We start from the raw sequence: 10,035 nt of genomic DNA, 5'->3' as shown, positions 1-10,035 counted from the left end.
CCTTTCGCCTGCCTTAACCCATCGGGCCGCCCACAAGGCCCGCCCGAGATAGAGACGGATGCAGATTATGCACAGGCTAAAGCACGGCCTGCTTCAGGCCGCCGGTTGGCTGTTTTACTTGAGTTTATTGATGGGCATCGCCACGGCGCTGCCCACGTCCACGTTCGACTCCGAATCGAAGGATTTCATCTTCCTGATCGGCGCCGTGGGCATCTGGCGTTATTCCATGGGCGCGACGCATTTCGTGCGCGGCATGATTTTCCTGTACATCGTCTACCCACACCTGCGCCGTAAAGTGCGCAAGCTGGGCAAGGCGGCGGATCCGTCCCACGTCTACCTGATGGTCACCAGCTTCCGCATCGATGCGCTGACCACCGCCCAGGTCTACAGCTCGGTCATCCGCGAAGCCATCGACTGCGGGCTGCCGACCACCGTGGTCTGCTCCATCGTGGAAATGTCCGACGAACTGCTGGTCAAGAGCCTCTGGGCCCGCATGAACCCGCCAGAGCACGTCAAGCTGGACTTCGTGCGCATTCCCGGTACCGGCAAGCGTGACGGCCTGGCCTTCGGTTTCCGTGCCATCTCCCGCCACCTGCCGGACGACCGCGCCGTGGTGGCCGTGATCGACGGCGATACCGTCCTCGCCGAAGGTGTCGTGCGCAAGACCGTGCCGTGGTTCCAGCTGTTCGGCAACGTCGGCGGCCTGACCACCAACGAGTTCTGCGAAGTGCGCGGCGGCTACATCATGAGCGAATGGCACAAGCTGCGTTTCGCCCAGCGTCACATCAACATGTGCTCCATGGCCCTGTCCAAGCGTGTGTTGACCATGACCGGGCGCATGTCGGTGTTCCGCGCCACCGTGGTGACCAACCCGGACTTCATCGCCGACGTCGAAAGCGACTCGCTGCAACATTGGCGCCTGGGCCGCTTCAAGTTCCTCACCGGCGATGACAAGTCGAGCTGGTTCAGCCTGATGCGCCTGGGCTACGACACGTTCTACGTGCCGGACGCCGCCATCAACACGGTTGAGCACCCGCCGGAAAAAAGCTTCATCAAGGCGAGCCGCAAACTGATGTTCCGCTGGTACGGGAACAACCTGCGGCAGAACTCCCGGGCATTGGGCCTGGGCATGAAACGTCTGGGCCTGTTCACCTCGGTAGTGCTGTTCGATCAGCGCGTGTCGATGTGGACCTCGCTGCTGGGCCTGACCGTGGCGATCATCGCCAGTGTCAAGTACGGCACCGCGTTCATCCTGGTGTACCTGCTGTGGATCGGCATCACGCGGTTGCTCCTGACCCTGCTGCTGTCGTGCTCCGGACACCGGATCGGCCCGGCCTACCCGGCGATTCTCTATTACAACCAGATCGTCGGCGCGCTGGTGAAGATCTACGTGTTCTTCCGCCTCGATCAACAATCCTGGACTCGCCAGCCCACCCACCTGACCCGTGATCTCGCCAGCTTTCAACGTTGGTTCAACACTTGGTCGTCTCGGACCATGACCTTCTCCGCCGGCAGCATCTTTGTCGCCGTGCTGCTGACGATGGTCTGACCGGACTTGAATGAATTAACTAGGAAATCGCCCCTATGAACACCGCCGTGAATGTCAACGTAGTGCATGAATCCGAAGCCCAACGCCAACACGCCCGGGTCAAAATCCCAGCCAAGTTGCGCTTCTTCGGCCCCGACCGTACGCCGATGGAAGTCAAGGTCCTCGACCTGTCCGCCGGTGGGTTGTGCTTCAACGCCGGCCAACTGCCGCTCAAGGTTGGCGAAACCTACAAGGCGCGTCTGCAGTTCGTGATCGACAACCTCGGCCTGGCCATGGACGTCGAATTGCAGATCCGTTCCTACGACCGCCAGACCGGCCGCGCCGGTTGCCAGTTCCAGAACCTGGAGCCGCGGGACATCTCGACACTGCGCCACATCATCACCTCGCACCTTGCCGGCGACATCGTTGGCGTCGGTGATGTGCTGGCGACCCTGCAACGCGACAACTTCACCAAGGCTCGCAAGCAGAAAGATGAAAATGGTGGCATGAGCGCCTTCGGTCGCCTGCGCGCCGTGACCTTCAGCCTGGGCATCTTCATTGTCGGCCTGGCGGCATTCGGTTTCATCTTCAAGTCGGTGTACGGCATGTACTTCGTCAGCCACGCCCAGGCCGGCATCGTCAACGTACCGGGCATGGCCATCACCATGCCGCGCGACGGCACCGTGCAAAGCCTGGTCAAGGCCGACGGCCTGGCCGCCAAAGGCGCCCCGCTGGCGACCTTCAGCACCAGCATGCTCGACGTGCTCAAGGGTCATCTGGACGACAACCAGCTGCAGCCAGCCAAGGTCGAGGAACTGTTCGGCAAGCAAATGACCGGCACCCTGACCTCGCCATGCGATTGCATCGTGGCCCAGCAACTGGTTTCCAACGGCCAGTACGCCAGCAAGGGTGACGTGATCTTCCAGCTGGTTCCTCGCGGCGCCGAAGCCAACGTCGAGGCACGCTTCTCCTATCGCCAGTTCGGCGACGTGCGTCCAGGCACCCCGGTCAGCTTCCAGGTAGCCGGCGAAGACGCCACCCGCACCGGCAAGATCGTCAGCAGCACCAGCCTGAAAAGCGCTGACCTGTCTTCCGATATCCGTGTGCTGATCCAACCTGACGAAGCCCTGGACAGCGCGCTGGCCGGTCGTCCGGTAGAAGTCGTCAGCGACCGTGGCCCGAACTTGAACTGGCTGATCGACAAAGCCATGGCCGTCGGTCTTTAAGTCGAGGAAATGCCCGTGACCATTATAAAAATCCTTAACACCCCACAGAGCCTGTGGGAGCGAGCCAGCTCGCGAAAGGATCAACGCGGTCAGGATGATGCGCCGCAAGCCCGTTTCCAAGTGGGGACCCTCTGCGCCTTGGCACTGGCCGTGAGCCTGGCCGGTTGCGCCGGCCTGCCCGACCAGCGCCTGGCCAACGAAGCCCTCAAGCGCGGCGACACGGCGTTGGCGCAGCAGAACTATCAGCAACTGGCAGACCTGGGCTACAGCGAGGCCCAGGTGGGCCTGGCCGATATCCAGGTGGACAGCCGCGACCCCGAGCAGATGAGAAAGGCCGAGGCGACCTACCGCGCCGCCGCCGACATCTCGCCGCGCGCCCAGGCTCGCCTGGGTCGCCTGCTGGTGGCCAAGCCCGGTTCCACCGAGGCTGAAAAGCACGAAGCCGAAGGCCTGTTGAAAAAAGCCTTTGCCAACGGTGAAGGCAACACGCTGATCCCGCTGGCGATGCTGTACCTGCAATATCCCCACAGCTTCCCGAACGTCAACGCGCAGCAGCAGATCAGCCAATGGCGCAGCGCCGGTTATCCGGAAGCGGGCCTGGCGCAGATCCTGCTCTATCGCACCCAGGGCACGTACGACCAGCACCTGGACGAAGTGGAAAGAGTCTGCAAGGCCGCCTTGGCGACCACCGACATCTGCTACGTCGAACTGGCCACGGTCTATCAGAAACGCGGCCAGCCGGAACAGCAGGCCGAGCTGATCAAGCAGATGCAAGCCGGCCACGCTCGCGGTGTGGTCTCGGCCCAGCGCGTGGACAGTGTCGCGCGTGTCCTGGCCGATTCCAGCCTGGGCAAGACCGACGAAAAAACCGCTCAGTCGTTGCTCGAAGGCATCGCGCCCGGCAACCCTGCTTCCTGGGTCAGCCTGGCGCAACTGCTCTACGATTTCCCCGAGCTCGGCGACGTCGACAAGATGATGCAGTACCTGGAAAACGGCCGCGCCGCCGACCAGCCTCGCGCCGAACTGTTGCTGGGCAAGCTGTACTACGAAGGCAAATGGGTACCCGCCGACGCCAAAGTCGCCGAGGCGCATTTCCAGAAAGCCGTGGGCCGTGAAGTGGCCGCCGATTACTACCTCGGCCAGATCTACCGTCGCGGCTACCTGGGCCAGGTGTATTCGCAAAAGGCCCTGGATCACCTGCTCAAGGCCGCCCGCAGCGGCCAGAACAGCGCCGACTACGCCATTGCCCAGCTGTTTTCCCAAGGCAAGGGCACCAAGCCCAACCCGGTCAACGCTTATGTGTTCAGCCAGTTGGCCAAGGCGCAAAACACCCCGCAAGCCATCGAGCTTGCCCAGACCCTCGAAGCACAATTACCGCCGGAACAACTTGCACAAGCGCAACGCCTGCTACAACAAGAGCAGGCCATTCGCGGCGCCATGAGCCCCGATACGCTGGAACTGCAAGCCCTAAAAGAAGATGACGGCGAGGAACCTCTATGAAGCTTTTGAAGCTCAATCCTTTTGTACAGGCTGGTATTGGCCTGTCGTTTGCCCTGCTGTGGTCCTGCCCGACCCTGGCGGCCCTGACCGATAGCAAGAACTTCGGCCTGGAAGTGAAAATCACCGGCCAGTCCGAAGATGACCGCGACCTCGGCACCCAGCGTGGTGGCGACGTCAACGGCATCGGCCTCGACCTGCGTCCATGGATCTATGGCGAAAGCGGTGCGTGGAGCGCCTATGCCATGGCCCAGGCCGTGACCTCCACCGACATCATCGAAACCGACACCCTGCAACAGTCGGACGACGCGACCCAGCAAACCGACAGCGGCGACCGCGAGGCCAAGAAAAGCTACCTGGCCATGCGCGAATTCTGGATTGGCTACCGGGGCCTGACCCCTTATCCGGGCGAGCAGTTGAAGTTCGGTCGCCAGCGCCTGCGCAATGACGACGGCCAATGGCGCGATACCAACATCGAAGCCCTGAACTGGACCTTCGACACCACGCTGCTGCGCGCCAACCTGGGCGTCGCCGAGCGGTTCAGCGAATACCGCACCGACCTCAAGGAGCTGTCGCCCCAGGACAAGGACCGTATGCATGTCTACGGTGACGTCGGCTATCAGTGGATGCCAGGCCAATGGGCCGGGATCCGTGCCCATCACAGCCATGACAGCGGCAGCCTCGACTACCCAGTCCCGGGCCAGGCCACCGACACCCTGGACAAGACCCAGAACGGTGATCTGACCTGGCTCGGCCTGGAAGCCAACAGCGACGCTTACAACTGGCGCAACACCAACACCGTCAACTACTGGGCAAGCGTCACCGGCATGACCGGCGACCGCGACACCGTCAACCCGCTCAATGCCGACGGCAGCCGCCCCGCGCAGCTCAAGCGCAGCGAAGACGTCGACGGCTGGGCCACCGACCTGGGTATCCGCCTGCGCCTCGACCCGCAATGGCAAGTGGGTGCAGCCTATGCCCGCGCCAGCGAGGACTACGAACAGAACGGCCTGCAGAGCAACCGCTCGAACTTCACCGGCACCCGCTCGCGCGTGCATCGTTTCGGCGAGGCGTTCCGTGGCGAGATGGCCAACACCCAGAGCGCCAGCCTGTTCGGTTCCTGGCAGTTGCGTGATGAATACGACGCCAGCCTGGTTTACCACAAGTTCTGGCGCGTGGACGGCAACAAGGCAGTGGGCAGCAACGGCATCAACGCCGTGGAAAACAACACCGATGACGTGACCGGCGCAATCCTGTCCACCTCGTCCCTGCCGCTGCGCGACGGCAACAAGGACCTGGGTCAGGAAGTCGACCTGGTTGTCACCAAGTACTTCAAGCAAGGCCTGCTGCCGGCTGCGCTGAGTCAATCGATTGATGAGCCGTCGGCGCTGGTGCGCTTTCGTGGCGGCGTGTTCAAGCCAGGCGACGCCTACGGCAAAGAGGTCGATTCGTACATGCATCGCGCCTTTGTCGACGTGATCTGGCGCTTCTGATGCGAACGGCCATGGGAGTGCCCGATATGAACCACTACCTCAGGAACAGCCAGGCGATGAAAGGTTCGATCAGCCTGTTGGCCGCAGCCATGCTGCTGGCCGGCTCGTCGGCGTTCGCCAACGTTGAACCGGTGGTCAAGCCGGGCAACGTGGTCAAGGAACTGCAGCAAGCCAAGACCTACACCGTCAGCAGCGCGCCGACCGCACCGCTGGAACTGGCCGCGCCAACCCTGCCCGACCTCTCCGGCTACACCGCCGAAGCGGTCGCGGCGAAGATCGTGCGCAGCAAGCCCGGCAAGGTCAGCGTGCGGCGGATGATGCAGGAAAACGCCTTGAAGGACTTCATCGGCGGCGACAACAAGATGGCCGAGTGGGTGGTGCGCCAGCACGGCATCCCGCAGGCCATCTTCATCGACGACGGCTACATGAACCTCAAGGATCTGGTCAAGAAGGTGCCTGCGCAGTACCTCAAGGAAACCTCGCCAGGCGTATTCCTGGCGCGGATTCCGATCGTGGTCGGCCAGAAAGGCATCCTCGAAATCGACAAGCAGACCCAGGAACTGCGCCTGTCCCAAGAGGGCGGCTCGTTCCTGGTCAACGATGGCCGCATGTTCATCCGCGACACCAAGGTCACCGGCTGGCGTGAAAAGGACAACGGCCCCGCGACGTTCCGTTCGGCCAACGAGTTCCGGCCGTTCCTGCTGTCCTGGGGCGGCACCGAGACCTACATCGTCAACACCAAGATGGCCAGCTTCGGCTACGCCAACAGTAAGTCGTACGGCGTCAGTATTTCCCAGTACACGCCGAACATGGCCAAGGTCCTCAAGCGCCCGGAACCGACCGGCTGGATCATCGGTTCCGAGTTCTCGGACATGTGGTACGGCTTCTACTGCTACGAAACCAACGACTTTGTGGTCAAGAGCAACACCTACAAAGACAACATCGTCTACGGCATCGACCCCCACGACCGTTCCCATCGGCTGATCATTGCCGACAACACCGTCTACGGGACCAAGAAAAAACACGGGATCATTATTTCCCGTGAGGTCAACGACAGCTTCATTTTCAACAACCGCAGCTACGACAACAAACTCTCGGGCCTGGTGATCGACCGTAACAGCGTGAACAACCTGATCGCCTACAACGAGATCTACAAGAACCACACCGACGGCATCACGCTTTATGAGAGTGGTGACAACCTGCTGTGGGGCAACAAGGTGATCAGCAACCGCCGCCACGGCATCCGGATTCGTAACAGCGTGAACATCCGCCTCTACGAAAACCTGTCCATGGCCAACGGCTTGACCGGTCTTTATGGCCACATCAAGGACCTTTCCGACACCGACCGGGACATCAAGCTCGACCCGTTCGACGCCCAGGTTTCCTTGATCGTGGTCGGCGGTGAACTGGCCGGTAATGGCAGCGGCCCGTTGTCCATCGACTCGCCGTTGAGCGTCGAGCTGTACCGCGTGTCCATGCTCGCGCCGACCAAATCCAGCGGCATCAGCTTCACGGGGATTCTTGGCGAACGCCAGGACGAAATCCTCGACCTGCTGGTGCGCCAGCAAAAAGCCGTGCTGATCGACCCTGTCGAACGCCAGACCGAAATGCGGGACTGAGGAATGACCTTTATGAACCCACAGATGATCAAACTTCTGGGCCTGTCCGCCCTGACTGCCGGCATTCTCGCCGCCGCAAGCGGCGCGCGCGCCGATGAAATCAAAGCACCGACCTTTACCGCCGAACCCTGCTGCAACCTGTGCCCGGCTGCCCATGACGCGAAGAACTACACCACGCGCTACCAGCAGAACTTCACCACGCTGGTCCAGGCCCAGGGCGATTGGCTGTTCCGTACCCAGGAAGACCTGCGTACCGAGTTCAATACCACGCCGGCCGGCTACAAGCGCATGCAGCAACTGCACGATGCCTTCAAGAAAAAAGGCGTCGAGCTGGTAATCGTCTACCAGCCGACCCGTGGCCTGGTAAACCGCAACAAGCTCAACCCGCAGGAAAAGGCGTCCTTCGACTACGAAAAGGCCTTGGCCAACTACAAGACCATGCTCGGCCGTTTCGCGCAGATGGGTTACGTGGTGCCGGACCTGTCGCCACTGACCAACGAAAACCTGCCCGAAACCCTGCCGGCCCACGACTTCTACTTCCGTGGCGACCAGCACTGGACCCCATACGGCGCCCAGCGCACGGCGAAAATCGTGGCCGAGAAGGTCAAGCAGATCCCGGCTTTCGCTGACATTCCCAAGCAGGAATTCGAGACCAAGAAGTCCGGCCGCATGGGCAAGACCGGCACCCTGCACAACATGGCAGGGCAACTCTGCGGCACCAGCTACGCGATCCAGTACATGGACCAGTTCACCACCGAGCCCAAGGGCGAGGCCGGCGACGGCGACCTGTTCGGTGATTCCGGCAATCCGCAGATCACCCTCGTGGGCACCAGCCACAGCGGCAAGAACTACAACTTCGCCGGTTTCCTGCAAGAAGCCATCGGCGCCGACATCCTCAACGTGGCCTTCCCGGGCGGCGGTTTCGAGGGCGCGATGATCCAGTACCTGGGCAGCGAAGAGTTCCAGAAGAACCCGCCGAAGATTCTCATCTGGGAGTTCTCGCCGCTGTATCGCCTGGATCAGGAAACCATCTATCGCCAGATGATGGCGCTGCTCGACAACAACGGTTGCGAAGGCAAGCCAGCGCTGATGAGCAGCAAGGCCAAGCTCAAGCCGGGCAAGAACGAATTGATGGTCAACAGCAAGAATATGGACCTGCGTAACGGCAGTCACCAGATCGACATCCGCTTCGCCGACACCTCGGTGAAAACCTTGCAAGCCACCCTCTGGTACATGAATGGGCGCCACGAGGACATCAAGATCGAAAAACCGAACACCTCCGAAACCGACGGGCGTTTCGCCTTCCAATTGCGCACCGACGAAGACTGGGCCTCGCAGAACCTCCTGGCTCTAGAGGTCCAGGGTCCTGAAGCCGGTAAAGAGCCACTGCAAGTGGAAGCGAAAGTCTGCAAACGCAATGCATCTCCGCAAGCCGAGCAACAAACGGCTCAAATCGGACAATGAGGTCTCGTCTCATGACCAGAACCATGCGCACCCGAACGTTGAAAACGCTGTTGGCGCCATCGCTGCTGACCCTGGCGATGTTTGCCGGGGCCACGCAGGCCGCGGCCCCACTGCGCCCGCCGCAGGGCTACTTCGCCCCGATTGAAAAGGTCAAGGAAGGCGCCGGCGGCCAGGGCTGCGAAGCCGTGCCGACGCCTTACACCGGCTCGCTGCAGTTTCGCAGCAAGTACGAGGGCTCCGACAAGGCTCGCGCGACGCTGAACGTGCAGTCGGAAAAAGCCTTCCGCGACAGTACTGCCGACATCACCAAGATCGAGCGCGGCATCAGCAAGCAGGTCATGCAGTTCATGCGCGACGGTCGCCCCGAGCAACTGGAATGCACCCTGAACTGGCTGACCGCCTGGGCCAAGGCCGATGCGTTGATGTCCAAGGACTTCAACCACACCGGCAAGTCCATGCGCAAATGGGCGCTGGGCAGCATGGCTTCGGCCTATGTGCGCCTGAAATTCTCCGAGTCGCGCCCGCTGGCGAACCATCAGGAACAGGCGCAGTTGATCGAAGGCTGGTTCAGCAAGATGGCCGATCAGGTGGTCAGCGACTGGGACAACCTGCCGCTGGACAAGACCAACAACCACTCGTACTGGGCCGCCTGGTCAGTGATGGCGACTTCCGTGGCGACCAACCGTCGCGACCTGTTCGACTGGGCCGTCAAGGAATACAAGGTCGGCGTCAACCAGGTAGACGCCGAAGGCTTCTTGCCCAACGAGCTCAAGCGCAAGCAACGCGCCCTGTCCTATCACAACTATGCCCTGCCGCCACTGGCAATGATCGCCAGTTTCGCCCAGGTCAATGGCGTGGACCTGCGCCAGGAAAACAATGGCGCCCTCAAGCGACTGGGCGACCGGGTGCTGGCCGGGGTGAAAGATCCGGACATCTTCGAAGAGAAGAACGGCGACGAGCAGGACATGAAGGATCTGAAGATCGATTCGAAATTCGCCTGGCTCGAACCGTTCTGCAGCCTCTACACCTGCTCCGAGGACGTGCTCGAACGCAAGCATGAAATGCAACCGTTCAAGACCTTCCGCCTCGGCGGCGACTTGACCCGGGTGTATGACCCTTCGCGGGAGAAAGGTGAAAAAGGAAGCTGACACCTTGCTCTCTGCCTGGCAGAGGAACCCTGTGGGAGCGAGCTTGCTCGCGATAGCGGC

At 61.5% G+C, this 10,035-nt stretch carries 7 protein-coding genes; all 7 read left to right on the top strand.

The features are described from left to right. Positions 1-67: 67 nt before the first annotated feature. Genes alg8 through ACE04F_RS10840 form a run of 7 tightly spaced genes read left to right on the top strand, consistent with a single transcriptional unit; the run spans position 68 to position 9,975 of the window. Positions 68-1,549, top strand: coding sequence for a mannuronan synthase (alg8, locus tag ACE04F_RS10870; RefSeq protein WP_370870998.1), 1,482 nt, complete (start codon positions 68-70; stop codon positions 1,547-1,549). A gap of 35 nt (positions 1,550-1,584) precedes the next feature. Continuing rightward, a complete protein-coding gene (locus ACE04F_RS10865; protein WP_305496605.1) occupies positions 1,585-2,754 on the top strand; it encodes an alginate biosynthesis protein Alg44 in 1,170 nt (389 codons plus the stop codon). Between the two features lie 15 nt (positions 2,755-2,769). After that, positions 2,770-4,254, top strand: coding sequence for an alginate biosynthesis TPR repeat lipoprotein AlgK (gene algK, locus ACE04F_RS10860; protein WP_486106573.1), 1,485 nt, complete (start codon positions 2,770-2,772; stop codon positions 4,252-4,254). 5 nt (positions 4,255-4,259) lie between these two features. Continuing rightward, a complete protein-coding gene (locus ACE04F_RS10855; RefSeq protein ID WP_486106606.1) occupies positions 4,260-5,744 on the top strand; it encodes an alginate export family protein in 1,485 nt (494 codons plus the stop codon). Positions 5,745-5,770: 26 nt separating this feature from the next. Beyond that, positions 5,771-7,363, top strand: coding sequence for a mannuronan 5-epimerase AlgG (gene algG / locus ACE04F_RS10850; protein WP_486106571.1), 1,593 nt, complete (start codon positions 5,771-5,773; stop codon positions 7,361-7,363). 12 nt (positions 7,364-7,375) lie between these two features. After that, a complete protein-coding gene (locus ACE04F_RS10845; RefSeq protein WP_486106569.1) occupies positions 7,376-8,827 on the top strand; it encodes an alginate O-acetyltransferase in 1,452 nt (483 codons plus the stop codon). A gap of 23 nt (positions 8,828-8,850) precedes the next feature. Beyond that, positions 8,851-9,975 carry a mannuronate-specific alginate lyase gene (locus ACE04F_RS10840; RefSeq protein WP_486106604.1) on the top strand — a complete coding sequence of 375 codons (1,125 nt, stop codon included), beginning with the start codon at positions 8,851-8,853 and terminating at the stop codon, positions 9,973-9,975. The last annotated feature ends 60 nt before the right edge of the window (positions 9,976-10,035 follow it).

Source organism: Pseudomonas sp. AGC41, from assembly GCF_057334555.1.
This window is presented reverse-complemented; position numbering and strand designations above follow the sequence as displayed.

Coding starts and splice junctions, on each gene's coding strand:
- alg8 (WP_370870998.1), top strand. CDS start 68: ATGCACAGGCTAAAGCACGGCCTGCTTCAGGCCGCCGGTTGGCTGTTT.
- ACE04F_RS10845 (WP_486106569.1), top strand. CDS start 7,376: ATGAACCCACAGATGATCAAACTTCTGGGCCTGTCCGCCCTGACTGCC.
- ACE04F_RS10840 (WP_486106604.1), top strand. CDS start 8,851: ATGCGCACCCGAACGTTGAAAACGCTGTTGGCGCCATCGCTGCTGACC.
- ACE04F_RS10865 (WP_305496605.1), top strand. CDS start 1,585: ATGAACACCGCCGTGAATGTCAACGTAGTGCATGAATCCGAAGCCCAA.
- algG (WP_486106571.1), top strand. CDS start 5,771: ATGAACCACTACCTCAGGAACAGCCAGGCGATGAAAGGTTCGATCAGC.